The organism is Prosthecodimorpha hirschii, from assembly GCF_001305515.1.
Taxonomy (GTDB): Bacteria; Pseudomonadota; Alphaproteobacteria; order Rhizobiales; family Ancalomicrobiaceae; genus Prosthecodimorpha; species Prosthecodimorpha hirschii.
In genome coordinates, this window is record NZ_LJYW01000001.1 from 1,738,764 (window position 1) to 1,762,541 (window position 23,778).

The following is a 23,778-nucleotide window of genomic DNA, read 5'->3' on the forward strand; positions in this document are numbered from 1 at the left end:
GCCCTCAGGCCGACCGCTTCACCCGCGCCTCGGCCATCACGCACAGCATCTCGTACAGGATCGTGACACCGGCGAGCGTGGTCATCTGGCCGACATCGAAGGGCGGCGAGACCTCGACCAGATCGCCGCCGATGAAGTCGACGCCCGACAACGCCCGGATCAGGCGCTGCGCCTCGCGCACCATGATGCCGCCGGCCTCCGGGGTCCCGGTGCCGGGCGCCTGGCTCGGATCGATGCTGTCGATGTCGAAGGAGAAATAGGTCGGGCCGTCGCCGACGATCCGGCGGGCTTCTTCCGCGGCCCAGGCCCAGCCCTTGTCGTCGAACTCCTCGATCGGCACGACGCGCATGCCGGACGCATAGGAGAAGTCCCACATCGTCGGCGCGTTCAGGCTGCCGCGGATGCCGATCTGGATGACCCGCTTCGGATCGAGCAGGCCTTCCTCGACGGCCCGGCGGAACGGCGCACCGTGATGGAAACGCGAGCCGAGATAGTCGTCGCCGGTATCGCAATGGGCATCGATATGCACCATCCCGACCGGGCCGCCGCGGGCGGCCGCACGCAGGATCGGCAGCGAGATGGAATGATCGCCGCCGACGGAGAGCGGCGTCACGCCGGCGCCGCAGACCGTGTGGAAGAAGTCCGCGATCTCGGCATGGGCGCCTTCGAGCTCGTAGGGCTTCTCGACCCAGGCGTCGCCGAGATCGGCGACGCGGACGAGCGCGAAGGGATCGACGCCGGTGGCCGGATTGAACCGGCGGATCAGCGAGGACTGGCCGCGCATCTCGCGCGGTCCGTGCCTTGTGCCGGTCCGGTGCGTGACGCCGCCGTCGAAGGGCACGCCGATGACGCCGATATCGACCGCCGCGAGATCTTCCGTATAGGGCCGGCGGAAGAAGGTCGGGATGCCGGTATAGCGCGGCCGCAGCTGCGGGTCGGCCAGTTCCGGATAGCGTTCGATACGTTTGACCATGGCGCGCGGGAACTCTCTTCGCTCGGCGGGACGGTGCGGGTGGCGGCCGCCCGGCCAACCCGCCGGGCTGGACCTCGTGCAAGCGGTCAGACGCCTTCGCGATGGACCGTGAAGGGCGAGAAGGACTGGCTGACCGGCATCATCTCGATGATGTTGATGTTCATGTGCGGCGGCAGGGTCGCGATCCAGAAGATGGTCTCGGCGATGTCCTTGGGCTGCAACGCGTTGGCGCCCTTGTAGAGCTTGTCATAGGCGGCCTGGTCGCCGCCGGTGCGCACCAGCGTGAACTCGCTCTCGCACAGGCCGGGCTCGACCGAGGTGACGCGCACGCCGGTGCCGGACAGGTCGGAGCGCAGGTTCAGCGTGAACTGATGCACGAAGGCCTTGGTGCCGCCATAGACGTTGCCGCCCGGATAGGGGTAGTGCGCCGCGACCGAGCCGAGATTGACGATGCTGCCCTTGCGGGCGATCAGCTTCGGCAGGACCTTGTGGGTGATCGCGGCCAGACCGGTGACGTTGGTGTCGATCATCTGGCGCCACTGGTCGAGGCTCGAGGCCTGGGCCGGGCCGGTTCCGAGCGCGAGGCCGGCATTGTTGACGAGCGCATCGATCTCGGCGAAGGCCGGCGGCAGGGCGGCGAGCGCCGCGTCCATCGCGACTTCGTCGCGCATGTCGAAGGCGGCGACATGCGCGACCTCCGGGCCGCCCAGTTCGGCGGCGAGATCGGCGAGCCGCTCGGCCCGGCGCGCGGTGATGATCACGCGCCAGCCCCCGGCGACGAAGCGGCGGGCGGTGGCGGCGCCGAAGCCGGCGGAAGCGCCGGTGATGAGCACGGTCTTGGTCAAGGCGTTTCTCCTCGGATGCTTGTTCAGGAGAGCAGGGATCGGGCCAGACTGAGCACAGCTCCGCCCGCGATGGAATAGGCGGCGATGCGACGCCACCATGCGGCATTGACGCGCCGGAACAGAAGCCCGCCCGCCCAGGTGCCGAGAAAGGCTGGCGGCAGCAGCATCGCCGCGTGGCCCCAGGCCTCGGCCGGGATGCCGATGGTCGGCCAGCGGAAGGCGACGGCCGCGAAATCGACCACCGCGAAGAAGACGATCAGGTTCGCCCGGATCGCGGCCGGCTGCGCCCCGACGGCCAGGAACCAGACCACCACGAAGGGCCCGCCGACCGCGAAGGCGCCGGCGAACAGGCCGACCAGAAAGCCGACCGCCGCCGCCCAGGCGGGGGTGTCGAGGCGCGGTGCGCTGACATGGGCGAGCGCCGCCAGGGCGGAGACGAACACCGCCGTATCGAGCGCTGGCTTGGCCCAGGCCGCCGGCAGCCCGGAGACCATGAGGGTGCCGATCGCCGTCCCGGCCACCCCGCCGAGGCACAGCCGGACCAGCCGCCGCGGCTCGATGGCGGCGCGGTCGAGCCCATAGAGCAGAACCACCGCGACGACCAGTTCGAGAAGCAGCACGACCGGCGTCGCCATCGCCGGCGGCCAGACATGGGCAAGACCGATCGCGGCGACGAGCGCGAAGCCGAAGCCCGTCATGCCGCGCAGGATGCCGGCGACGAACACGATGGAGGCGGCGGTGAGGAGGCCCAAGGCAGTCGTTTCGCGGCGGGACGGAAAAAATTTTGTCGAGGCCCTGCCTATCGCTCCTTTGCCTCGGAAGGAAGCGCCGGCAGGAAAAGAAACTGCGCCGCTCGCACCAGGAAGAACAAATTCCTCAACTGGCATCACAGGCCGCCTAGTGCTCCGATGCGGATCGTGTCGCGGCGGCAGGCGCGGGTCGTCTGCCCATCTTTACGGCAAGTGCCGCTTCGGTATGCATCAGCAGGCAGGAACCGCAACCGCCCGAAACCCTCGCGCAAGCCGAAGCGAAGGCCGGCTCGCGTGGCCCGCTTCGTGCTTCCTGACCGTTGCTCCAATGCAGGGAACTCAATCGATGAGCAAGACGCAGGATCCTCGCAAAGACACCGCCGCCACGCTGGCCGCGGCGCGCAACTTCTCCCGCCGCTCGGTGCTGAAGGCTGCTGCGGTCGCCGGCGCCGCGTCGGCGGTCGGCCCGTGGTACGTCAAGGATGCGCTGTCCTCTTCCGGCACCCTCAGCCTCCTGCACTGGGATGACGAACTGCCCAATCCGGTCATCCCGGAATTCGAGAAGAAGACCGGCATCAAGGTCGTCTCGACGCCCTTCTCGCAGAACGAAGAGCAGATCAACAAGCTGCAGGCGACCGGCGGCGAAGGCTTCGACCTCTGCCAGCCGACGCGCGACCGCTCGCCGCAGTTCAAGGATCTCGGCCTGCTGCAGCCGCTCGATCCGAAGAAGATGAAGCTCGACAACCTGCTTCCGGCCATGCTGGAAGGCTCGACCAGCGTCTGGACCTGGGACGGCAAGCTCTATCACGTGCCGCATTGCTGGGGTTCGGAAGCCATCTCCTGGCGCACCGACCTCGCCAAGATCGAGTACAAGACGCTCAGCTACGGCACGCTGTGGAGCGAGGAATTCAAGGGCAAGGTGCAGGGCCGGCCGCATTCGCTGCTCGCCGGCATCGGCCTCTGGCTCGACGCCACCGGCAAGGTGCCGTCCAACCGCATGATGGACGCCTTCAAGGACGAAGCGTCCATGAAGAAGATATACGACGAAATCCTCAAGGTCGCGATCAGCAAGAAGGCCTGGATCAAGCAGTTCTGGGATTCGGCCGACAACACCAAGTCGGGCCTGATGGAGAACGGCGTGGTCATCGGCCAGACCTGGGACGGGCCGGCTCTTTCCCTCAAGAAGCAGGGCAAGCCGGTCTCCTATATGGCGCCGCAGGAAGGCGCGATCGCCTGGCTCGACGGCTGGGCCATGCCGACCGGCGCCAAGAATATCGCGCAGGCCTACGAGTGGCTGAGCTACGTCCATTCGCCGGAGGTCTCGGCCAAGGTCGCGGACGGTTCGGGCTACAACCCGGTCTGCAAGGGCTCCGACGGCATGCTGTCCGAGGTCGCCAAGAAGAACTTCACGGAAGCCTTCCCGGACGACGCCCTGTCGCGCCTGTGGCACCGTCCGCCGGAGCCGTCGTGGTTCGCCGAACTGCGCACGCAGTATGCCGAAAAGTTCAAGGCGGCCTGATCCGGCCGACCCGGCACCTCCGCGGCGGCCCGGCCGGGCCGCCGCGACCGCCGCCCAAGCAGCCAGCGCGGACCCGTTCGGCCCGCGCCGGCCTTCGTCCCGTGCAATCCCGTCGCCCGCCGGAGACCGTGATCCTCCATGACAGCCGCCGTCCATCTCGACCGCGTCAGCGTCCGCTTCGGCGACTTCACCGCAGTCAGTTCCGCCGATCTCGAAATCAGCCCCGGCGAATTCTTCTCCTTCCTCGGTCCTTCGGGATGCGGCAAGACCACCCTGCTCCGCGCCATCTCGGGCTTCGTCGACCCGTCCGAGGGCCGCGTCCTGATCAACGGCCGCGACATGCGCGGGATCGGACCGAATGCCCGGCCGACCGCGCTGATCTTCCAGAATCTCGCCCTGTTCCCGATGATGTCGGTCGCCGACAATATCGGCTACGGCCTGCGCGTGCGCGGCGTGGCCAAGCGCAAGCGGGCGGAGACGGTGGAACGTCTGCTCGATCTCATCGCGCTGCCCGGCCAGGGCGGCAAGCGCATCGATGAACTGTCGGGCGGCCAGAAGCAGCGCGTCGCCATCGCCCGCGCGCTCGCCGTCGAGCCGCAGGTGCTGCTGCTCGACGAGCCGCTCTCCGCCCTCGACCTGAAGCTGCGCCAGCATATGCGCAACGAACTGCGCGCCATCCAGCGCCGCGTCGGCATCACCTTCATCTACATCACCCACGACCAGGGCGAGGCGCTGACCATGTCGGACCGCATCGCCGTGATGAATCGCGGCGTGATCGAGCAGGTCGCCGACGGCCGCACGCTCTACAACCATCCGCGCACCGCCTTCGTGGCCGCCTTCGTGGGCGAGAACAACCGCCTCGCCGGCCGCGTCCTGGAGATGGACGGCGATCTGGCCCGGGTCGAGACCCCGCTCGGGCCGCTCGCCGGCGTCAATGCGCGCAAGCTGATGGCCGGTTCCGACGCGATCCTGTTCGTCCGGCCGGAAAGCCTGACCATCGGCCCGGCCGGCGCCGACGGCATCCCGGCCCGTATCGCGGAGGCGTCCTTCGAGGGTACCGTCACGCATCTGACGCTCGCCACCGAGGCCGGCATCCGCCTCATCGCCACGCTTTCCGGCGCGACCGCCCGCAACGTGCCGGAGGAAGGCGCCCCGGTCACGCTGACCTGGCCGAACGCCGAGGCGATCGTGCTGCCGCCGGAGAGCGCCGACCATGCATAGCTCCGTCGGCCAGTGGATCATCTATCTCCTGCCGCCGCTGGTCGTCGCCGGCTTCGCGCTTCTGGCGATCCTGGAGCGGCGCCGGCTCGGCCCCGCCGCGCCCGCCGGCTTCGTCGACCGCAACGGCTGGCCGGTGGCGCTGTTCCTGATCGTCGCGGTCGGCCTGTGGACCGTGTTCATGATCGTCATGCCGCTGATGGCGATGGTCGATCTGTCGTTCCGGCCGAAGCTCGCGCCGCCGCAGTGGGGCGGGCCGAAAGACTTCTACACGCTGGAGAACTACCGCTACTTCCTGTTCGGCTCGACCACCTCGACCGACGCCTGGAACGTCACCCACCTGAAGGCCTTCGGGCTGACCATCTGGGTCTCGATCCTGATCACCATCCTGGATTTCGCCATCTGCTACCCGATCGCCTTCTACATGGCGCGGGTCGCCGGTCCGGCCCGGCTCCGGTTGATGATGCTGCTGCTGATCGCGCCCTACTGGGTCAACGAGATCCTGCGCGCCTTCGCGTTCCGCATCCTGTTCACCCAGCAGGGCGTCATCAACAAGGCCCTGCTCGCCATGGGGGCGATCGACCAGCCGGTCGACTTCATCGCCGCCGACGTGGCGCTCTATTCCGGGCTCGCCTACGCCTACCTGCTGATGATGATGTTCGCGCTCTACAATGCGATCGAGACGCTCGACAAGAATCTGATCGAGGCGGCGCGCGACCTCGGCGCGCCCTGGTGGCACATCCACACCTTCATCGTCATCCCGCACGCCAAGCCGGGCATCGGTTCCGGCGCGACCCTGGTCTTCATGCTGACCGCCGGCTCGATCGCCGCGCCGCTGATCCTCGGCGGCCCGAAGACCTTGTGGTTCACGCCGATCGTCTACGACCGCTTCTACCAGGCCTTCAACTGGCAGCAGGGCGCGGCCTATGCGCTGATCCTGCTCGCGGCCTGCGTGGTCTTCGTGCTCGGCGTCCTGAAGCTGTTCCGGCTCGGCCTCGGGGAGATCGCCCGGTGAGCACGCGCGCCATCCATCGCGCCCTGATGGGCGTCTATATCGTGATCTTCTTCGCCTATCTGTTCGGGCCGCTGCTGATCATGGGGGTCACGGCCTTCAACAAGTCGGCCTATCCGCAGATCATGCCCTTCGAGGGCTTCACCCTCGACTGGTTCTCGGTGCTCGCCGCCGACAAGGACATGATCTACGGCCTGCAGAAGAGCCTTTGGATCGGCTTCCTGGTGGTCCTGGTCTCCGTGCCGATCGGCCTGGCCGGCGCGCTGGTGATGACCCAGGTCTACGCCCGGGCGCGCTCCTTCTACTACCTGATCGTGGTCTCGCCGGTGCTGACGCCGGGCGTGATCATCGGCATCTCGACGGTCGTCTTCTGGCGCCAGGCGACGCAGATGACCGGGCTGAAATTCATCTACGACGGCACGGTGCTGACCGTGCTGGCGCAGTCGAGCTTCATCTCGGCCTATACGATGCTGATCTTCCTGGCCCGGCTGGCGCGCTTCGACCGCACCCTGGAGGAGGCCGCGCTCGACCTCGGCGCCTCGCGCGCCCAGGTCTTCCGCCACGTCCTCCTGCCCTTCATGCTGCCCGCGATCGGCTCGGCGGCGGTGATCGCGTTCCTCTCCTCGTTCGAGAACTACAACACGACCACCTTCGCGATCCTGGCCGACAAGACGCTGACCACCGTGCTCGCCGGCCGCATGCGCCAGGGCACCACGCCGGCCTTGAGCGCATTGGCTGTGGCGGTGGTGGCCGTGACCGTGGTCGGGGCGATCCTGTTCGAGATCGTCAAGCGCCGCGAGGAGGCCCGCGCCAAGGCCCGGGCGGCGACCGCCGAGAAGGCGTTCAACGCCGAACTGACCGCGGATGCCGCCGGCGCCACGGCAGCCTGAGGCACCGTTCCGCCACCTGCGCAAGACACGCCACACCGAGACGCGGCACAGCGGCTTGAGGACGGCAATAGCCGATCAAGTCGATGAAATGGCCAAAAGATGACCGCCGCCAGGGGCTGCGCCCCTGGATCTCTGGCAAGCGAAGTAAAGACAAGAAAGACAAGCAAAAGAGGTAAAGATCAACGAGTTAACGTTCTTGCTACCCGGAAGCCATTGTCGAAGTAGCGATTCCCGGGATTGTATCTGCCGCGGACGGCCGCACGAAGGTACCTCGGATCATCGTCCCAGGAACCGCCGCGAAGAACACGATATTTGCAGTCATCGGTTGTGTTAACCGAGCCGTCCGTTGGTGCACCCTTGTAGTCGTCCGAATAGCAGTCCTCAACCCATTGCCACACGTTGCCGTGAACCTGATAGAGCCCGAACGGATTCGCAGCAAAACTGTCGACCGGGACGGTGCGCTCGCGGAACTCGCCCTTCTTGCCGCTTCCATAGGTAGAGTTGCCGGCATAATTCGCTTGGCTCGTCGAGATCGACGAGCCCCACCAGAACGGCGTGGTCGTCCCTGCTCGTGCCGCGTATTCCCACTCCGCTTCGCTCAGAAGCCGGTAGCTCTTCCCTGTCACCTTCGACAGCCAATCCACGTAAGCCTTCGCATCATCCCACGACACATTGATTACCGGCATCTTGCCCCGGCCCGAGCCTCGATCCCCTGGCCGGTAGCCTTTGCAGCCACCTCCCGCAACGCAAGCATCCCATTCCGCAAAGCTCACCGTGAACTTGCCCACCGCAAACGACTTCCCAATTCGCGCCGTCCGCTGAGGACCCTCGTTGATTTCGCGCCCTTCCTCGGTCTCCGGCGATCCCATTGTGAACGTGCCCGCCGGTATGACAACCATCGCAGGGCAGTCCGCGCATTCCCGGAACTCGTCCTTCGCCTTCAGACACCGTTCCTCGGACGCCGTCAGAACACTCGCCGCCCGGCCGCCCAGCGACACCGTCTGAACACCCCCGTCGCAGGTCCCCCCATCCGGGCGCGCAGCCGGCGGCAAACCTGCAACCTCGATCTTCGACGGCGCCGTCACGCTCGGCGCCGATGTGGCTGTGGGCACCGGCGCCGTCAGTGCCGAAAGGCGCTGACGCGCCAAAGCCACCAGGAAGCCGGTTTTGTATCGGTCGATGAACGCCTGCCAGACCTCCGGCGTGTTCGCACGCTCGGCAAGGGCGAAGTCCGCGCGCATCCCGGCGTCCGGATCAGTCGCGGCGGGCGCCGGGGTGGGCACGCTCACGGCAGGCTTGAAGTAGAACTCTCGCTTCAGCCGAGACAGGCGCTCAGGCTCCTGCTTGTTTCCCGTCAGTTCCTGAACACGCGCACTCACACGCTTCAAGACCGCCTCAACCTCGACGCCCTCGGTCGGAAGATGCGCCAGTAGCGCCGTCGTGAAGGGACTGTTCCGTCCGCTCCCGTCGGCCGCCGTCCGCCCAGGCGTCGTCGCATACACAACCAGAGTGTCAGGCGCGCCGATCTCGATCCGCGCCAGACCACGCGAGACCGACACGCTTCGCCCCGCACTGCGCATGTTGTCGGCCAGGCGATCGGCCAGAGGATTGTCACGACAGGCGTCGATCAGCGCGATCACCATCTTGGCGCGACCGTCGAGCGTGCTCAGCAAAGAGGTGAGGCCGATGGTTCGATTGCGCGCCTCGAACTCGTTGCGAAAATCCGCGTCGACCGGCAGCAGATGCGTCTCGGACCCGAGCCCCATGCCATGGCCGGCATAGAAGACCAGCGCAACGTCGGCGCCCATGGCCTTGTCTGAAAAATCGCTGATTGCCGTCTCGAACCGGCTCCGGTCGGCATCGAGCGTCAAAGCCACATCGAAGCCGAGTTTCTCCAGCGTCGCTGCCATGTCCCTGGCATCGTTCTCCGGATTGGTCAGTCGTCCGGCCGCCTTGTAGGACCCGTTGCCGATCACCAGCGCCACACGTTTCTCGGCCAAGGCGGGCACGCAGTTCAGGAGCGCAACAAGAAGACCAACAAGCCCGTAACCGAGCAGGCGAGACACCCTCATCGCAGCAATCCCCGTGACCGATAAGATCATGCGGAGCGGCACGACGTCCCGCAAGGGCAAAGCCCTGCAATCGACTGGGAACCCAGGGCCGCATCGCCGTCTTTCGGCGCCCGGCGTCCCTTGCAGAGCCGCCCACCGCAGCGGCCCCGTTGCGGAAACGCCCGTCGCGATGCGACAAATGCGGCTGCCGCCTTCCGCCGCGTCGTCCAACCTGCCCCGAGGCCGAACTCATGATCGCGAATTCCCACGACCTGCTCGACCGTGCCACGCTGATCCACCAGCAGACCGACCTCGCCGCCTATCAGGACACCGGCGGGACGATCATGAAGCACGGCGAAGGCGTCTATGTCTTCGACGAAGCCGGCAACAAGTATCTGGAGGCGATGGCCGGCCTTTGGTGCGCCTCGCTCGGCTTCTCGGAGAAGCGGCTGGCCGAGGTCGCCTACAAGCAGATGCTGGAGCTGCCCTACTACCACACCTTCTTCGCCAAGAGCCACGTGCCGAGCGTCGAACTCGCCGACCGGCTGCTGGCCATCGCCCCGAAGGGCATGTCGAAGGTCATGTTCCAGTGCTCAGGTTCCGAGGCCAACGACGCCGCCATCAAGATCATCTGGTACTACAACAACGCGCTCGGCCGCCCGCAGAAGAAGAAGATCATCGGTCGCGTCCGCGGCTACCACGGCAATACGGTCGCCTCGGTCAGCGTGTCCGGCCAGCCGCACATGCATGCCGATTTCGACGCGCCGCTGGCAATGTTCAAGCACACCGATAATCCGCACTACTACCGCTTCCATGAGGACGGCGAGTCCGAGGAGGCCTTCTCGACGCGGATGGCCGACAATCTGGAAAAGCTGATCCTTGCCGAGGGTCCGGACACCGTCGCGGCCTTCTTCGCCGAGCCGGTGCAGGGCGGCGGCGGCGCGATCACCCCGCCGGCCGGCTATTTCGAGAAGATCCAGGCGGTCCTGAAGAAATACGATGTGCTGTTCCTGGCCGACGAGGTCATCTGCGGCTTCGGCCGCACCGGCAACATGTGGGGCTCGGAGACCTACGACCTGAAGCCCGACCTGGTCTCCTGCGCCAAGGCGATGTCGGCCTCCTACCAGCCGATCTCGGCCCTGATGATCTCCGACAAGATCTACGAGGCGATGGTGTCGGAATCGAAGAAGCTCGGCACCTTCGGCCACGGCTTCACCTATGGCGGCCATCCGGTCGCCTGCGCGGTGGCCAGCGAGACGCTCAAGATCTACGAGGAGCGCGACATTCTCGGCCATGTCCGCAAGGTCGGCCCGCTGCTGCAGCAGGGCCTGAAGGATCTGGAGGCGCATCCGCTGGTCGGCAACGCCCGCGGCGTCGGCCTGATCGCCGGCGTGGAACTGATGGCCGACAAGGCGAAGCGCATCCCCTTCGCGCCGGAGCTGAAGGCCGGCATCCAGGTGATGGAGGAGTGCCACAAGGTCGGCCTGATCGTCCGCGCCATCGGCGACCGCATCGCCTTCACGCCGCCGCTGGTCATCTCCGCCGGCGAGATCGACGAATTGCTGGCCAAGTTCCGCTCGGGCCTCGACGCCGCCCTGCCGCGCCTGATGCCGGCCTGACGACCCGGCCGATGCCGGCGCCCCTCGGAGCGCGCCGGCATCGGCCCCGTTGCATGCAAGCCGCGCCGGCACCGAATGCGTTCCGGCGCCGGCTCGACAGATTGCATTCTTTCGAAAAATCGCGTCTGCTCGACGCGGTCCGGAGGCTGCGCCGGGCCGGCGCAAGCCCTGGAGGAGACGGCATGACGGCGAACAAGACGGTCTGGCGTGGAACGTCGGTCGTTCTGGCCTGCATGGGCCTTGCCGTCCTGGCCGCACCGCAGGCCATTGCCGCCGATCCGGCCGGGATGCGGCCTCCCGCGGTCGTCGTGCAGCCCCCCGTCAAGGTCGTGCCGCCGCCGCATGTCGTCGAGTATGTCGATCCGGGCCCCTGCGGAACGCGCTCGAAGCCCCCGTTCACCGAACTCTGCTACGGCAATTACCGGCCCTGGTTCTATTCGGGCTGCTACTGGCGCCACGGCTTCTATGTCTGCCCGAAGCCGGACAATGACCCGCCGCCGCCGACCGCCTTCGGCCCGAATTCCTGATCGCCCGATCGATCGTTTGACGTTGTGACGTGATCCGCCGCTCCGCGCGAGCGGAGACCGGGGCGAACGCCGTCTGCGCCTGCCGTGCCGAATCGCCTGGTCCCGCAAAGGCCCCTTCCACGCCCCGCACCCGGGCGGACAGCAGGGCGCCCACGCTCAAGCCGGGCACGGTTTCGGGAGGCCTGCGGGGTCGCGCGGCTTGCGTTCGGCGATCCGACGGGGCGCCGGCCGGTTCGCGTCAGGCTCCCGCCAGGGTGGCCCGCGCGAGGTCTGCGGTGCCGGCATCGGCAGCGGTCGCGGCCACGTCGGTCAGGATGCGGGCCGCGTCGGCGCGGTCGCCCCGGCGCAGCAGCGCCATGCCCAGAAACAGGCGGACCGGATCGCTCGGCGGAAGCGTGCGCAGGAGCTTGACGGCACGGTCGGCGTCGGAACGCAGCAGCGCCACCAGCGCCATGCCGAGCGGCCCGGCCTCGCCGTCCGGACGCGCCGCGGTGACGCCGTCGAAGATCGCCTCGGCATGGCGGTCGAGCCCGCGCGACAGGGCGATGAAGCCGATATCCACGAGGGCTCGGACGGCGTCGGTTTCGATCATCGGCATGGAGCCCGGCATGTTGGGTGACGAAGGGATCAGGTCAGGTGCAGCAACAGCAGCAGCTGCTGCGCGGCCCGCTGGTCGGCGCGCAGTTCGGGGCGCCGGCGCGCCAACCGCGTCGCGGAGGCGAGATTGTTCTGCGCGGCCTTGCTCTGACCCTTCTTGAACTGCCCATAGCCGATGATGACATGGGCGCGCGGATGGCCCGGCGACAGTTCCAGGGCGCGGGTGCCGAGTTCGATCGCGATGTCGTGGGCGGCCGCCTCGGCGGCCAGCGCGGCCAAGGCCAGGTAGCCGTCGGCAGCGGATTCCTCGACCGTGGTCAGCAAGGCCGCAAGGCGCGCGGCCCCCTGGCGATCGCCGGCTTCCGCGGCCCGGCCGGCCGCCGCGAGGACCGCCCCGGTGTCGCAGCCCACGATCACGCCCGGCTGCCAGGCCTCTCCCGCCGGACCGGTCAAGGTCAGCACGTCGCGCGCCACGGCATCGCCGTCGGCGGCACGGTCGGTCAGACGGACGAGCAACTCCTCGACGGCAGTGGCAACCGCCGCGGGGGTCTCGTCGGAGAGGATGACCAAGCCGGGCCCCGAAAGGGCCCAGTCCGGCCCGAGGGTCAGAATGCCCTGCATGATCTCGCTCACATAGGCGGCCAAGGAAGACTCCAGCATCACCGCTCGGGTTCTTGGGCTAACATGCCCCTCGCTATGGGAGTGTCACTTTCGGCACAGACTGTCGAGAGCGCGCTGATACCATGCAGCTCGGATTGGGGAATGGGCGTCGACGCCGTCCGGGTCCGCTTGGCTGCCGTGCGGCGGCCATCCGGGAGGGCGGCGGGCGGCGCCGAGCATGCCTGCCGATGCCGGTTCGGGCGCAGCGCCTCCGGGCATTCTGCCGACCGTGCCCCGGCGGACGACGAGGGAACAGCATGTCCGAGGCCGGCGACAACCGACCGACCCATGACCAGACCGCCGAGGCCGTCGAGCGCCTCACCGCCCTGCTGGCGCGGACCAGCGCGCGTCAGCGGCACCGCGACTGGGAACGGGTCCTGGGCGAGATGCGCAAGGCGCTGACGCAACTGGCCGAAACCGAGATCGTGCAATCGGATCCCGGCTCCATGGCGATCCTGGCGGCCATGGTCGGCGCCAGGGACATGACGGAACTGGACTTCATGGCCGACCAGCTGGCGCGGCGCGTGGCCTCGGTGATCGCGGCCCGCCAGCGCCGGGCCGGAACGCCGGACGTCGCGGCGCCGTCCCTCGCCACGCCGAACCGACCGGGCGGGGAACTGGCCCGGGCCGGACTGATGCCGTCGCTTGCCGCCGAGGAGTCATCCAAGGCGCGCACCGTACTGAAACTCTAGATCCGGACGGCGCATCCTGCGACGCGCCCCCGGAACCGGGAATTCCAAGCGTCCGTCCGCTCGGCGACCGTCGTCCGAGCGAAGCCGGCGCCGAACCGCAACCGGTCGCCACGACGGCGGCCAGCGAGGTGAGATATGTCCGACGTGTTCTGGTCTTCGACCTTCGGAGCCATCTACCAGCCGCTGGAAGCCGATCCGGTCATCGAGCAGGCCGGCATCATCCAGTCCACGCCCGGACAGGACCTGACCGCCTATACGGATTCGAATACCAACACGACGGTCCTCGACGGCTACAACCAGCCCTATTTCCTGCTGCCGGGAGCGGACGACGGCATCGATTCGCCGGCGCTCGTCGCGCAGACCGACCAGTTGTTCCCCGTCTTCGATGGCGTGACCGCACCGCCGCCGGCCATCTCGACGCCGCCCGACGGCTTCACGGACAGCCCGGGCACGCTCGACCCGGAGGATTTCCTGAGCTGGCACTCCTGGTGGCAGATGCAATACATCGCCAACAACAAGGATTCGCTGGCATCGGCCGCCAATCCCTGGGTGACGATCGGCAATTCGACCGACGGCACGATCACGGCGATCCTGCTCGACGGCAAGACCAAGGCCGGCGTCGTCGAGCAGATGCAGAAGAACGATTTCGCCAGGCTGTCGAAGGTCGACCAGGAGGCGATCGCGGTGCTTCCGGCCTTTGCCGGCACCACCTCCGCCAACGGCACCGCCGGCCTCGCCTTCCGTCTCGGCCTGATCCCCTATGTGGGTGCGACGATCAGCTATACCGGGCCGACCGGCACGACCGTGACGCCGCATGTCGAGACGCCGGAGGAGGCCCGTCAGGCGCTCGCCGATATGGCGACCAGCTACAAGAGCTTCATGCAGGGGACGTCCGGAACCGCCCTGACGGACGAGATCTGCAAGGTGTTCCGCGACGAGATCGACAACTGGGCGATGGGGCATACCGATACGACGGTGACTCCGGCCAAGACCTATACGGGTCGCCTGGAGAATTCCGGCATCTTCTCGTTCACCGAGTTCAAGAAGGCGCTCGACGAAATCCTGACCCGTTTCAAGCGCGTCCAGACCTTCGCACAGTCTGTGACCCCGACGGAGCTGCTCGATACCAGCGCCGACGACGACGGCAACGTCATTTCCACCAGCACGGGCTACTACTACAACGTCTCCAGCCTCGACAGCGGCGCGGCCGTGGCGCGCGGCCTGGCCAAGTTCGTCGAGCAGGAGCGGCGCATCCTGGCGCTCGACAACGCCAAGCTGGAACTGGTCAAGGACGGCAAGCTGAAGAACAAGAAGCTCGACGTGCCGAACCTGATCTTCCTGCTGCAGCTCAACTACAACCTCATGGACGAAGCCAAGGTGACGGCGGACACGGAGGAGATCAACCAGCAGAACGTGCTCCTTCAGGTCTACGGACAGATGCAGCAGATGGTCAACAACGCCATCAAGATGTTCGACGCGACCGAGCAGGAGGAGGACCGGACGATCAACGGCACCGATTCCGGCGACGAGAAGATCACCGCGGTGACGAATGCCAACACCAAGCTCTTGATCTCGATGTTCGACCAGACATTGGCGACCAACGGCGCCGGAGCGAACGGAACGATCGCGCTGCATCCGATCGAAAAGCTGCGCGGCATCCAGCGGCCGCTGCACGAGATCATCGAACCGAAGGATGTCGAACACCTCGTCATCTTGAACAATATGGTCATTCCCGGCACCGGCGGCGACGAGTTCAAGGAATGGCGCCGCGGCCAGTGGGACAGCTACAACACCAACCTGTCCAACGCGGTGAACCTGATCAACCAGGAAAACCAGGTCAAGATGAACGACATCAACTCGCTGTCGAAGCAGAAGGACCGGCATTTCGACCTGGCCAACGGCGCATTGTCGAAGATGTTCGATACGATCCAGAGCATCGCACGCGCCACCGGGAACTGATAGCATTGCGCCGACCATGGCCCGCTCGCGCTTGTGCGCGTAGGCCATCGCGGTCTGCGGACGCATGATCACAGCGGATTGGGACGACAAGCATGCGCATCCGGTATCTCGATCGCGGCGTCGAATCGATCTCGGTCTGGCAGGAACAGGACGAGGTCCACCTGCCCAAGGAAGGCGGATTGGCGCCGGCCTTCCTGCCGCAATACCGCGCTCTGGACGAGATCACGCGACGCCCGTCCCTGGACGAACGCCTGCCGCGCCTGCTGCAGCCGGATTTTCTCGATCCGGACCTGCTCGACCCGGCGACCCTGACCGACACGCGCATTGCCGTGCGCGACCAGTTCATCGCCGAGGCGGCGCGCTCGAGCGGGCGGCGCAAGGCGGTGCTGGAACTGGCCGCAAGCCACCTGGAAGATTCCGTCGCCATGGACGAGGAGGTCCGGCGATCGCTCGCCGTCCTCCTGCGCGGCTGACCGCGACGGATCGGAGGCCTCGTGACATCCCCCGTCGACGACCGGAAGCGGGACTTCCTGCTGCTCAATGTCTTTGTGCTCGCCCAGCACGGCTATATCGACCGGGCGGCAACGCTCGTCGAAGCACTGCACGAACTGGGCGACGCCTCGCCCGAGGTGCTGCTGGCACGCTCGATCATGCGCTTCTTCCGGGCCGACTGGTCCGGTGCCCTCGCCTGCCTGGACGATCTCGACCGCATCGATCCGCTCGAGCGCTTCGGCCGCTACAAGCTCGACGACCGCCAGCGCATGCGCCGCTACATCAAGGCGCGCTGCCTCTACGAACTCGGCGAGAAGGCGCGCGCCCGCGATGCCGTGGAAGGCTACCTGCGACACGGCTCCGGAGAGGGCGAGGGCGAATAGCCCGCCCTCTCCCGCCTGCCCTCTCCCGCCTGCCCTCCGCCGCGCGATCCTCTCCCGCCCGTCGTCCCGCCGGTGCAACCGGACCCGACGGCGGCGACACGGGACGGCGACGACACGGGGCGGCAACACCTGGCTGCTACAGACCGGGGGAGGGCCGACACCGCGATTGCGGCAGCAGCTTGGCGGCAAAATTCTCTGACTGTAACCTTTGACACACTTCGCCGGCGTCGATCGCCTAGTCTCACTCACGACAGATGTCGTCCAACATTCCCGAGGAGAACACCGTGTCGATCATCGATGGGATGATGAACTCCGAAGGCCAGATGATCGGAGCGCTTCAGGTCAGCGAGAAGCTGCTTGAGCAGTTTTTCGGGACGGCTGAATTCACCCCGAAGCAGAAAGAGATCATCGATCTGGTCCGTGAAGGCATTCCTTTGGGATCGATCATGGGCATCACCCAGCAGCATCGCGATGCGATGTTCACCTTTGCGGTTCAGGCCATCCAGGCCGGCGACCGTCAGAAGGCCCGCGACATCCTGCTTCAGAATTATCTGTTCGATCCGCTGGAGGAGAACCGCTCCGTCTATGCGATCGCCAACACCTATCAGCTTGACGGCGTCTTCGATGCTGCCGCCAAGCTCTACCTGAACTTCCTGGCCATGGATGCCACCAACCCCGACGGCTATCTGCGTCTCGGCGAGTGCTTCATGGCCGCACAGGAATACGACAACGCCCAGCAGAGCTTCGAAAGTGCGGCCCGTTTCGCCGAGCGTGGTCTCGGCAGCAAGGGTGCCGCCGAACACGCGGCCAAAATGCTCGCCGTCCTGGCCGAGCGTCGCGCCGAAGCCAGCAACTAACCGCGAGAGGAGACCCGTCATGGCTAGCATTGGTGGCGTCGGCACGGTCGGTGGCAATCAGCAGATTTCCCAGACCGAGCTCAAGGGCAAGGACATCACGGGATCGGGCAATCTCGGCGAGAACGGCCCGACTCCTGACCTGAACAATGTCCAGGGCTATACGGAGATGATGGCCGCGCTCGGCTCGCTTCTCCCACAGATGTCGGGCGACATGGTCGAGGTTTTCCTCGCCGAGATCACGGCGAAGATGAAAGAGAGCGAGGACAAGGCGTCCACCGACAAGTACAAGTCGGACCAGGAGGCCAAGCGCACCGAGCTCGGCGCCAAGAAGGCGAAGATCGACGAAGCGGAAAAGAAGATCCAGGAGTCGATCGACAAGCGCAACAGCGGCAACATCTTCGACATCATCGGCCTGATCTTCCAGGCGATCGCCGCTGCCCTGGCCATCGTGCTCGGCGCCCTGCTGTCCGCGGTCTGCCCGGTGGCCGGCGCCCTGCTGATCGCGGCCGGCGTCGTCGGCATCATCATGATGGTCGACTCGGCAGTACAAATGGCGACAGGGCTCGGCATCGCCGGCAACATCGCCAAGGCCGCCGGCGCGTCGCCGGAGGAATGCGCCAAGGCCGACATGGGCTTCCGGATCGCCATGGCGATCGTCGGCATCGCCCTCGCCATCGCCAGTGCGGTCGTGACCGGCGGCGCATCCTTCGCCACGGCGGTTCAACAGCTGAGCAATGCCGTCCAGTCGTTCCAGAAGGTCGCACAGACCATCCAGAACATCACCACCATGGCGAGCGCGGTCAACGAAGTCGTCACGACGAGTATCAAGGCCGACGCCGCGGTCACCGAAGGCGAAGCCAAGAAACTCCAGGCCAAGGCCATGGAAAAGGACGCCAATATCCAGCTCCTCGAGGAGCTGATCGATATGTCGCTGCAGCGCCTGATCGCTGCCGGCAATCGGTTCAACGAGATGATGGACATGATCACCGACATGATCAAGGACAAGGGTGACATGCTTTCCAACGCCAAATTCACCGGCTGACCGGAGGACATCCGCCATGGTCGAGATCAACCCTCAATACGTTCCCGCTTCATTCTACAACGCGCAGGGTCAGCTGACGGTCCCGCCGGAAGTCGCCGAGCAGGTGCAGTCCGGCGTTCTGGCCAAGCTCGACAAGCTGCCCGCCCTCGAGCAGCAGATTTTCCTGGCCCTGCTGCAGAGCGCCGACGTGGCGCCGAACGGCCCCGGTCAGACCATGTCGGATGTGAAGGCCGACAAGGTCCTGTCGGTCCTGAACAGCGCCATGGACGTGATCTCGTCCGGCATGAGCGTGCTGGACACGATCCTGAAGGACAGCAGCGCCCTCAACCTGCTCGGCCGCGCCATGATCGAAATGGCCGCCGAACAGCGCAAGGCGGCCTTGGACGAGCGACTGGCGGCCCGCGAAGCGGCGAAGGGGCAGATGCTGGCCCAGGCCGCCGACCTCAACAAGGCCGGCAGCACCATGATCGCCACCGCGATCGTCAGCGCCGTGATCGGCATCCTCGGCTCGGTCGTCTCCTTCGCCGGCGCCGCCAAGGCCCAGGCCAAGATGTCGACCGCGACCACCGACGTGCCGGACACCTCGACCTCGCCGAAGCCGAACACGACCGGCGGCTCCAATCCGCTGAGCGGTTCGAACAAGACCATCTCGGAAGGCATGCTGCTGCAGCAGGTGACGGCCGACTTGCAGAAGAACGCGGCGATCTCGAAGGTCTTCGAAGCAATCTCCGGCATGATCAGCGGCATCGGCCAGGGCACGGCGAAGAAGCAGGAGGCCGACGCCTCGGTGCATGCCGCCTACGCGGAAACCGAAAAAGGCGTCGCCGACCTGGCCAAGGAAGTGCAGCAGGGGGTTGAAGAGACCCTCAAGGCCGTGATCAACTTCCTCAAGGAGATGGGCGACGCCAAGGCCGAGCTGATGCGCGCCTTCAAGATGTGACGGCGACGGATTGGCTCGGAGCGGCGGGGCGTCATGAGCGCGAATTTCGAGACCACCATCAGACGGCTGTGGGCAGGGCTCCGGCTCCCGGCGCCGACCTTTCGCGACAAGCCGGAAGTGACGCTCTCGATCGACGGCACCGATCTCAAGCTGGCCGAAACCGCCGACGGGCGCGGCCTGGCCGTCTCCGGGCGGCTCGGCCGGCTCTCCGCCGACCCCGGCGAACGCGACGGGCAGACCCGGCGGCTCCTGCAGATCGGGCTCGGGCTGATGGCCTCCAACTGCAGTTGGGTCGGCCCCGATCCCGACGATCCGGCCGGGGCGGCCATTCTCGCCGAAGCGCGGTTCGACTATGCCGACGGCCGGGGCGACCGGCTGATCGGCGTGATCGAGAACGTCATCCAGGCGGTCGAGATCCTGTCGCCCGAACTGTCCGCGCGGTCCCGGCGGGAGCCGGACAATCGTGGCGGGACGGGGGGCCTGGAGGAGGCCATGATCTTCAGGCCGTAGCCGACGGCCGCCCGATCAGACGGCCGCCCGATCACAGGCCCGGCCGCGGAGGGCCGGACGCGCCGAACCGGGCCGTCGACGGGGTGGGAGCCCCGATCGACAGATACCCGGCCATGCAGTGCCCTCGGGCGCGCGACCTCGCATCGGCCTCGCCGGTGTCCGGCCCGTCAACCGACTGACTGCCGACCGCACCGGATCGGATACCCTGCCGCGAAACGGCATGTGCCCGACCGGACCGGCACCGTGAGATTGAGACAACGGCCGCCGCCCCGGCGCGGCGCCGTCTGGGATGGAGAACCCGGAATGGAAACCATGACCGCGCAGACCGACTCTGCCCAGACCGGCTCGGCCGTCGACGCCTTCGGCCGGCTTCTGGTCGAGGCCGAGATCGGCAAGAATCTCGGCCTCGCCGCCGACGATCTTGCCGTCGGCCTGGATATCGCCAAGAGCCTCCTGGAGCGCGGGCAGCCGGTGCGCGCGATGCGCATCTATTGCGCGCTGGTGCTGTGCTTCCCGACGGTCGCCGACTACCAGATCGGCCTCGCCAACTGTGCCCTGCAGCTCGAGGAGCACTACATGGCGCTGCAGGCCGCCTCGGCCGTGATCGCGCTCGAGCCGCGCAATCCGCGCGGCTATTTCCTGTCCGGACGGGCCTGCCTGGCCGCCGGCGAGCTCGCCGAGGCCCGCGAGGATCTCGCCGATGCGCTGCGGCTGGCCAAGGAAAGCGGCGACACCCTCGTCGCGACCGAAGCCGAACGCCTGCTCAAGACGGCCGAAGCCAAGCCGTCCTGACCCCGATGGCGGCCGGTTCCGGGCCCGGGGTCCGGCCGCGACCGGTTCGGTATGTCCGGCCCCCTCGTGGCCGTTGCATCCGGACTGGAGGTAACGCACCCTGAACCATCCTGAGCGCAGCGGCGGCGCCCCGATCGCGGGTCGTCGCCGGCCATCGCCAACCGGAGACCCAGCATGGCTGCACCCGCCCAGGGCGACGAGACCGCGCTCGGCCGTGCGCTCGGCTTCGCACCGGAGGAGGTGGATCTGCTCGGCGAGATCTTCGTCGAGGTGCTGGGCAAGTCCGGCATCGAGGCGGGACCGATCTTCGAGAAGCTGAAGCGCGGCGCCTCGCTCGGCGAGGCCATTGCGGTGCCGGCCGGGGTGCCGCGCCTGCTCTATGCCCGCGCCCATCAATGGTTCGCCGGAGGCCGGCCCGACCGCGCCGAGAGCCTGTTCCGCACGCTGTGCCTGATCGAGGGCGGCAAGCCGGACAACTGGGTCGGCTGGGGCATCTGTCTGCGCATCGCCGATCGACTGGATCAGGCCGCCCTCGCCTTCGCGACGGCCGCGAGCCTCGCGCCGCAATGGCCGATCCCGCCCGTCCACCAGGCGGAACTGGCGATCCGCCGCGGCGACTGGAACGGCGCCCGCCTCGCGCTCGATCGCCTGGATGCCCTCGGCGAAGACCGGCTCCCGGGCGAACTCAAGGTCGAGGTGGCGCGCTTCCGCAGCGCCCTCGCCCTGCGAACCGAACGCAACGCGCGAGGGTGACCGCCATGATCACGCTCGAGCGCATCCTCAGCATGGTCGAGCAGATCGGGCAGACGACGACAGCCATCACGGTCGCCAAGAACCTGGTGACCGAAAACGAACTGAAGCTGATTCCGCCGCCGGCGCAGACGTTCGACGCCCCGGAGTCGCTTCCGCCCGAGACCGCAGATCCCTACCGGGCCCGGCCGGCCGTCTCCCCGGCCCTGACCCTCGCCGGCCTCTCCAGCCCGACGGCCACGTCGCCTGCAGCCAATGCCGATTCCGGTCCGGAGGCCTTGGCCCCCTGGGCCGGCGTCGATGCGGCCGAGGCCGGCGACGCCCCCGCGCCGGCGCCGTTCACCGCAATGCCGGGACAGACGGCGACGGGTCCGATTTCCGCCTCGCTCCTCGCCACCAGCCTGGCGGCGCGCGCCCTGCGGCCCGACGACGGCATGGTGTCGGACGCCGGCGAGGCCGCGCGCACGGCCGATACGGCGCGCGCGCTGACCACGCGCGAACTGATCGACCGGGCGCTCGAAGAAACCCTCAACCTGATCGAAGGCGACCGCGAGACGCTCGCCGACCGCACCACCGCTGCGGCCGCGGCTGCGGCCCAGAACCGGCGCCTCGGCGGCACCGAGGGGTCGGCAAGCGCCGTCAGGGCGGCGGCAGCGTCGACCGACGCGGACGGGGCGACCGCCCAGGGCACGGAACGCAGCGCCCGTGCTTCGTCGTCGACTGAGGGCCGCACCTCCGGCCTCGCCGCCGCGGGCCTGCCGCTGGCCGACCCGGCGACGCTTTCGGCCGCCGCCGCGGACGGCCGTGCCGGCACCATCATCGACAGCATGATCCTCAACGCGGCCATGATCCCCGGCTGGCCGCGGCCGCGCCCGCTCACCGGTGCCCTGCCCGAAGAAGAGGCCATGCGCGCCCGCAAGGCCGCTGCCGGTCAGGCTGCCGACGGTGCCGAGGAGCCGAGCCTCGTCGGCGAGGCCCTGCTCCTGTCCTATCTGGCGGCCCTCGGCGTCGGCGAGGCGATGATGGCGCGCATCCGCACGCTGCTGGTCGACGAGAACCGGCGGCGCAATTTCCTGCTCTTCCTCGCACGCATCCTGAAGGCGCTGAAAAGCATCATGGCGAGCCTGAAGGAGGAGTTGAAGCGCATGCGCGAGGAGCAGGAGGCGCCGCCCGAACCGGATCCCGGCACCGACATGCTGCCGCGCGGCCGCCGGCACCGGCTGCAGCTGTAGCCGCCGTCTGGCAGGCGCCGTCGGTGACGCCCCGGCCGCACGAGCAGCCGGGCGTCATGGAATGCGACGGCGTGCGGCGCCAAATCCCGCGCCAGAGTGACGTTGAGCACAATGATGGTCCGCATCCGCACTAGGATGGGGCAACAATTCGAAATCGAGAGGGGACCATCCCATGGCGATCGGAGTCACCAGCGGCACGTCGATCACCGACCCGCAATTCACGACGACCACGATTCCGCAGTCCTCCCCGACCGGCGGCGCGTCGTCGGTGCCGGCCGTCCCGAACGGCGCGACCTACTCGAGCTCGGATGCGGACTCCCAGTATCTCAGCCTGCCCTTCGCCCGGCTGTCGCTGGAAAATCTCGGCCTGTCGCCGAGTTCGACCTTCCAGGACGTGAGCGTCCTGCTCGACCAGGTCGCCATGGCGCTCGACCAGTTGTTCGAGGAGAACGACAAGGAGCGGATCAAGGGTGAGAACTCGATCCGGCGGGGCGCCCTGGCCGATATCCTCGCCCTGAAGAGCAGCATCGACACGCTGACGGCGCGCAACGCCGAGCTCGATCAGACGATCGCCGACGCCCAGGCCCAGAAGTCGGACCTGGAGGACCAGAAGTCCGGTCTCGTCTCGCAGCGCAACACCCTGACCAACCAGATCGACTCGCTCAACGATCAGATCGCGCACACGACCAATCCGACCACCCGCGCGCAGCTGGTCTCGCAACGCGACGGCCTGGTCACCCAGCGCAATGCCATCGATAGCCAGATCAACGGCGTGAACACGCAGATCGCCGCAGTCGACAAGACGATCTCCGACGCCCAGGCGGAAAAGGCCTCCAACGAGGCGACCATCGCGAACCTGGAGCAGCAGATCACCACGCTCGCCAGTCAGCTCTCGCAGACCCTGGCGGCGATCGATCGTCTGCTGGCCAAGGCCACGCCGACCTCCGGCCTCGATATCCCCGTCGACGACCTGGTCGCGGCCGCGATCGCCTTCGATTCGCGCTTCGCCGACGTGAAGGCCTTCGAGAAGCTGCAGAAGCTCAACGACCAGGATACCGACACGGAAACCGACATCCTGCGCAAGGTGCTCGGCCAGGACGGCGATACGGGCTTCCTCCCGCAGCAGACGGGCGCCAGCACCCCGCCGCCGGGGACGACGATCGGCCCCAACGCCAATCCGATCGGCCAGACGGCCGGGGCCAAGTCGCTCGCCGCCGAGATCGGCGCGAAGGCGGTGGCTCTGGTCGAGGCGCTGACCTCGGTTCTGAAGACGCTCGCCGCCCTGGAGCCGCCGCCGAAGACGAACCTGTTCCAGGAAGCGACGACCAACGGGTCACGCATGCGGCTCTCGGTCTGACGGGGACCGGAAGCCCCCGGGCGGCGGTCGGCGGAGGGGCGCGAACCGGCCGTCCTGCCGGGCCGATGGCGCCGATCCTGCATGCAATGAGTTCGAGACCGTGGCGCGGCCG

General features: G+C 67.4%; 24 protein-coding genes. 18 read left to right on the forward strand and 6 right to left on the reverse strand.

Translation table 11 applies throughout. The annotated features are described in order from the left end of the window. Window positions 1–4 precede the first annotated feature (4 nt). The 3 genes from speB to ABB55_RS07545 form a co-directional block, all read right to left on the reverse strand. Window positions 5–973: an agmatinase gene (gene speB / locus ABB55_RS07535; RefSeq protein WP_054358259.1), complete on the reverse strand. Its 969-nt coding sequence runs from the start codon at window positions 971–973 to the stop codon at window positions 5–7. 86 nt (window positions 974–1,059) lie between these two features. Further along, window positions 1,060–1,818: an SDR family NAD(P)-dependent oxidoreductase gene (locus tag ABB55_RS07540; RefSeq protein WP_054358260.1), complete on the reverse strand. Its 759-nt coding sequence runs from the start codon at window positions 1,816–1,818 to the stop codon at window positions 1,060–1,062. A gap of 23 nt (window positions 1,819–1,841) precedes the next feature. Beyond that, on the reverse strand, window positions 1,842–2,570 hold the full coding sequence (locus ABB55_RS07545) for a sulfite exporter TauE/SafE family protein (protein WP_054358261.1): 729 nt from the start codon (window positions 2,568–2,570) through the stop codon (window positions 1,842–1,844). Between the two features lie 343 nt (window positions 2,571–2,913). Between ABB55_RS07545 and ABB55_RS07550 the strand changes: the two genes are divergently transcribed. The 4 genes from ABB55_RS07550 to ABB55_RS07565 all read left to right on the forward strand — a co-directional run bounded on the left by ABB55_RS07550 (window position 2,914) and on the right by ABB55_RS07565 (window position 7,206). After that, window positions 2,914–4,086: an extracellular solute-binding protein gene (locus tag ABB55_RS07550; RefSeq protein WP_244471993.1), complete on the forward strand. Its 1,173-nt coding sequence runs from the start codon at window positions 2,914–2,916 to the stop codon at window positions 4,084–4,086. A 138-nt stretch (window positions 4,087–4,224) separates the two neighbouring features. After that, complete coding sequence (locus ABB55_RS07555) at window positions 4,225–5,307, forward strand: ABC transporter ATP-binding protein (protein ID WP_054358262.1); 1,083 nt, start codon at window positions 4,225–4,227, stop codon at window positions 5,305–5,307. Continuing rightward, complete coding sequence (locus ABB55_RS07560) at window positions 5,300–6,319, forward strand: ABC transporter permease (RefSeq protein WP_083463441.1); 1,020 nt, start codon at window positions 5,300–5,302, stop codon at window positions 6,317–6,319. The genes ABB55_RS07555 and ABB55_RS07560 overlap by 8 nt, the downstream gene beginning before the upstream one ends. Then, a complete protein-coding gene (locus ABB55_RS07565) occupies window positions 6,316–7,206 on the forward strand; it encodes an ABC transporter permease (protein WP_338053645.1) in 891 nt (296 codons plus the stop codon). Before ABB55_RS07560 ends, ABB55_RS07565 begins: the two co-directional genes overlap by 4 nt. A gap of 179 nt (window positions 7,207–7,385) precedes the next feature. On the opposite strand, the gene ABB55_RS07570 is transcribed toward ABB55_RS07565, so the two are convergent. Further along, on the reverse strand, window positions 7,386–9,272 hold the full coding sequence (locus ABB55_RS07570; protein ID WP_210168252.1) for an SUMF1/EgtB/PvdO family nonheme iron enzyme: 1,887 nt from the start codon (window positions 9,270–9,272) through the stop codon (window positions 7,386–7,388). Between the two features lie 236 nt (window positions 9,273–9,508). Here ABB55_RS07570 and ABB55_RS07575 point away from each other — a divergent pair, with 236 nt between their 5' ends. Further along, window positions 9,509–10,876, forward strand: a complete 1,368-nt coding sequence (locus ABB55_RS07575; RefSeq protein WP_054358264.1) for an aminotransferase — start codon at window positions 9,509–9,511, stop codon at window positions 10,874–10,876. A gap of 182 nt (window positions 10,877–11,058) precedes the next feature. Beyond that, window positions 11,059–11,403, forward strand: a complete 345-nt coding sequence (locus tag ABB55_RS07580; RefSeq protein WP_054358265.1) for a hypothetical protein — start codon at window positions 11,059–11,061, stop codon at window positions 11,401–11,403. 238 nt (window positions 11,404–11,641) lie between these two features. Here ABB55_RS07580 and ABB55_RS07585 read toward each other — a convergent pair whose 3' ends face one another. Together ABB55_RS07585 and ABB55_RS07590 are read right to left on the reverse strand one after the other, a co-directional pair. Then, window positions 11,642–11,995: a hypothetical protein gene (locus ABB55_RS07585; protein ID WP_152981963.1), complete on the reverse strand. Its 354-nt coding sequence runs from the start codon at window positions 11,993–11,995 to the stop codon at window positions 11,642–11,644. Between the two features lie 35 nt (window positions 11,996–12,030). Continuing rightward, window positions 12,031–12,660 carry a hypothetical protein gene (locus ABB55_RS07590; RefSeq protein ID WP_054358267.1) on the reverse strand — a complete coding sequence of 210 codons (630 nt, stop codon included), beginning with the start codon at window positions 12,658–12,660 and terminating at the stop codon, window positions 12,031–12,033. A gap of 257 nt (window positions 12,661–12,917) precedes the next feature. On the opposite strand from ABB55_RS07590, the gene ABB55_RS07595 reads away from it, so the two are divergent. The 12 genes from ABB55_RS07595 to ABB55_RS07650 all read left to right on the forward strand — a co-directional run bounded on the left by ABB55_RS07595 (window position 12,918) and on the right by ABB55_RS07650 (window position 23,666). Next, on the forward strand, window positions 12,918–13,352 hold the full coding sequence (locus ABB55_RS07595) for a hypothetical protein (RefSeq protein ID WP_054358268.1): 435 nt from the start codon (window positions 12,918–12,920) through the stop codon (window positions 13,350–13,352). Window positions 13,353–13,487: 135 nt separating this feature from the next. Continuing rightward, window positions 13,488–15,311 (forward strand): hypothetical protein, encoded by a 1,824-nt coding sequence (locus ABB55_RS07600; RefSeq protein WP_054358269.1) that lies wholly within the window; start codon window positions 13,488–13,490, stop codon window positions 15,309–15,311. 92 nt (window positions 15,312–15,403) lie between these two features. Next, window positions 15,404–15,784 (forward strand): type III secretion apparatus assembly protein SctX, encoded by a 381-nt coding sequence (sctX, locus tag ABB55_RS07605; RefSeq protein WP_054358270.1) that lies wholly within the window; start codon window positions 15,404–15,406, stop codon window positions 15,782–15,784. Between the two features lie 21 nt (window positions 15,785–15,805). After that, a complete protein-coding gene (locus ABB55_RS07610) occupies window positions 15,806–16,186 on the forward strand; it encodes a hypothetical protein (protein ID WP_054358271.1) in 381 nt (126 codons plus the stop codon). A gap of 284 nt (window positions 16,187–16,470) precedes the next feature. Then, window positions 16,471–17,043, forward strand: coding sequence for a tetratricopeptide repeat protein (locus ABB55_RS30280; protein ID WP_160321189.1), 573 nt, complete (start codon window positions 16,471–16,473; stop codon window positions 17,041–17,043). A 19-nt stretch (window positions 17,044–17,062) separates the two neighbouring features. Beyond that, window positions 17,063–18,085 carry a type III secretion system translocon subunit SseC family protein gene (gene sctE / locus ABB55_RS07620; RefSeq protein WP_054358273.1) on the forward strand — a complete coding sequence of 341 codons (1,023 nt, stop codon included), beginning with the start codon at window positions 17,063–17,065 and terminating at the stop codon, window positions 18,083–18,085. A 16-nt stretch (window positions 18,086–18,101) separates the two neighbouring features. Beyond that, on the forward strand, window positions 18,102–19,025 hold the full coding sequence (locus ABB55_RS07625; protein ID WP_054358274.1) for a hypothetical protein: 924 nt from the start codon (window positions 18,102–18,104) through the stop codon (window positions 19,023–19,025). A gap of 33 nt (window positions 19,026–19,058) precedes the next feature. Beyond that, the gene (locus ABB55_RS07630; RefSeq protein ID WP_054358275.1) at window positions 19,059–19,535 is read left to right on the forward strand and encodes a type III secretion system chaperone; all 477 of its coding nucleotides are present in this window, start codon (window positions 19,059–19,061) and stop codon (window positions 19,533–19,535) included. Window positions 19,536–19,838: 303 nt separating this feature from the next. Then, window positions 19,839–20,327, forward strand: a complete 489-nt coding sequence (locus ABB55_RS07635; RefSeq protein WP_054358276.1) for a tetratricopeptide repeat protein — start codon at window positions 19,839–19,841, stop codon at window positions 20,325–20,327. 174 nt (window positions 20,328–20,501) lie between these two features. Next, window positions 20,502–21,080 (forward strand): hypothetical protein, encoded by a 579-nt coding sequence (locus ABB55_RS07640; RefSeq protein ID WP_054358277.1) that lies wholly within the window; start codon window positions 20,502–20,504, stop codon window positions 21,078–21,080. A 5-nt stretch (window positions 21,081–21,085) separates the two neighbouring features. Beyond that, a complete protein-coding gene (locus ABB55_RS07645; protein ID WP_152981965.1) occupies window positions 21,086–22,309 on the forward strand; it encodes a hypothetical protein in 1,224 nt (407 codons plus the stop codon). 172 nt (window positions 22,310–22,481) lie between these two features. Next, a complete protein-coding gene (locus ABB55_RS07650; protein ID WP_054358279.1) occupies window positions 22,482–23,666 on the forward strand; it encodes a hypothetical protein in 1,185 nt (394 codons plus the stop codon). The last annotated feature ends 112 nt before the right edge of the window (window positions 23,667–23,778 follow it).

What these genes read in the sequence shown, in the direction of transcription:
- speB (WP_054358259.1), bottom strand. Translation starts at nt 973, where the DNA reads ATGGTCAAACGTATCGAACGCTATCCGGAACTGGCCGACCCGCAGCTG.
- ABB55_RS07550 (WP_244471993.1), top strand. Translation starts at nt 2,914, where the DNA reads ATGAGCAAGACGCAGGATCCTCGCAAAGACACCGCCGCCACGCTGGCC.
- ABB55_RS07555 (WP_054358262.1), top strand. Translation starts at nt 4,225, where the DNA reads ATGACAGCCGCCGTCCATCTCGACCGCGTCAGCGTCCGCTTCGGCGAC.
- ABB55_RS07560 (WP_083463441.1), top strand. Translation starts at nt 5,300, where the DNA reads ATGCATAGCTCCGTCGGCCAGTGGATCATCTATCTCCTGCCGCCGCTG.
- ABB55_RS07575 (WP_054358264.1), top strand. Translation starts at nt 9,509, where the DNA reads ATGATCGCGAATTCCCACGACCTGCTCGACCGTGCCACGCTGATCCAC.
- ABB55_RS07580 (WP_054358265.1), top strand. Translation starts at nt 11,059, where the DNA reads ATGACGGCGAACAAGACGGTCTGGCGTGGAACGTCGGTCGTTCTGGCC.
- ABB55_RS07585 (WP_152981963.1), bottom strand. Translation starts at nt 11,995, where the DNA reads ATGATCGAAACCGACGCCGTCCGAGCCCTCGTGGATATCGGCTTCATC.
- ABB55_RS07590 (WP_054358267.1), bottom strand. Translation starts at nt 12,660, where the DNA reads ATGCTGGAGTCTTCCTTGGCCGCCTATGTGAGCGAGATCATGCAGGGC.
- ABB55_RS07595 (WP_054358268.1), top strand. Translation starts at nt 12,918, where the DNA reads ATGTCCGAGGCCGGCGACAACCGACCGACCCATGACCAGACCGCCGAG.
- ABB55_RS07600 (WP_054358269.1), top strand. Translation starts at nt 13,488, where the DNA reads ATGTCCGACGTGTTCTGGTCTTCGACCTTCGGAGCCATCTACCAGCCG.
- sctX (WP_054358270.1), top strand. Translation starts at nt 15,404, where the DNA reads ATGCGCATCCGGTATCTCGATCGCGGCGTCGAATCGATCTCGGTCTGG.
- sctE (WP_054358273.1), top strand. Translation starts at nt 17,063, where the DNA reads ATGGCTAGCATTGGTGGCGTCGGCACGGTCGGTGGCAATCAGCAGATT.
- ABB55_RS07625 (WP_054358274.1), top strand. Translation starts at nt 18,102, where the DNA reads ATGGTCGAGATCAACCCTCAATACGTTCCCGCTTCATTCTACAACGCG.
- ABB55_RS07630 (WP_054358275.1), top strand. Translation starts at nt 19,059, where the DNA reads ATGAGCGCGAATTTCGAGACCACCATCAGACGGCTGTGGGCAGGGCTC.
- ABB55_RS07635 (WP_054358276.1), top strand. Translation starts at nt 19,839, where the DNA reads ATGGAAACCATGACCGCGCAGACCGACTCTGCCCAGACCGGCTCGGCC.
- ABB55_RS07640 (WP_054358277.1), top strand. Translation starts at nt 20,502, where the DNA reads ATGGCTGCACCCGCCCAGGGCGACGAGACCGCGCTCGGCCGTGCGCTC.
- ABB55_RS07645 (WP_152981965.1), top strand. Translation starts at nt 21,086, where the DNA reads ATGATCACGCTCGAGCGCATCCTCAGCATGGTCGAGCAGATCGGGCAG.
- ABB55_RS07650 (WP_054358279.1), top strand. Translation starts at nt 22,482, where the DNA reads ATGGCGATCGGAGTCACCAGCGGCACGTCGATCACCGACCCGCAATTC.